We start from the raw sequence: 804 nt of genomic DNA on the forward strand, positions 1-804 counted from the left end.
GAAACTTGTGGTCCCGCACCTTCGTCCCCCGCCGTAGCTCCCGGATAAACCGCTCCATCAGGTTGGTGCTCCGCAAGTACGGCCAAAGCACCTTGGGGTACCCGTAGAAGCGCAGGAAGGCTCCAGACTCCTCCACCCAAAGCCCCACCACCCCCGGGTACCGCGAACCCCAGGCGGCCTTCACCTCCTCCAAGGCCCCAAGAGCTTCTTCCCGGCTCTCCGCCCCGTACACCCGCCTCAGGTCCTCCGCCAGCAGGCCCCGGTCCCGCGCCCGCACCTGGGACAGGCTCCACCGCACCCCGTGCACCACGCACCGCTGCCATTCCGCCTGAGGGTAGACCCTGCGGATCGCTTCAGGAAGCCCGGGCAGCCCGTCGGTGACAAAGAGCAACACCCGCCGCAGGCCCCGCTGCCAAAGCTCCCCCAGGACCCCCTCCCATCCCAGGGCGCTCTCCGTGGGCAACAGCCAAAACCCCAGGACCCGCCTCTCCCCATTAGGGGCGATGCCCAGGGCCACATACACGCTTTCCCGTACGATCCCTTCTCCTTCCCTAAAGACCTTTAGGGAAAGCCCGTCCAGGTAGACGAAGGCCATCTCCTCGGGCAAAGGCCGGGTGCGGAAGGCTCCTGCCGCCTCCAGGACCTCGTCCGTCAGGGCGCTCAGGGTCTCGTGGGAGTAGCGGTGGCCTAAGAGCAGGCTCAGTATCTCGGCCGCCTTGCGCTGACTGACCCCGGCGGCGTAAAGGGCTACCGCCACTTCCCCCACGTCCACCAGGCGGCGGACGTAGGGCTTAAGGAAAGCCG

At 67.2% G+C, this 804-nt stretch carries 1 protein-coding gene; it reads right to left on the reverse strand.

What is annotated here, in order from left to right:
* The coding region (locus ACYQ0J_RS07420; protein WP_460171533.1) for an IS256-like element ISTth4 family transposase at positions 1-804 on the reverse strand (804 nt) is incomplete at both ends.

Source organism: Thermus sp. FJN-A (genome assembly GCF_054655095.1).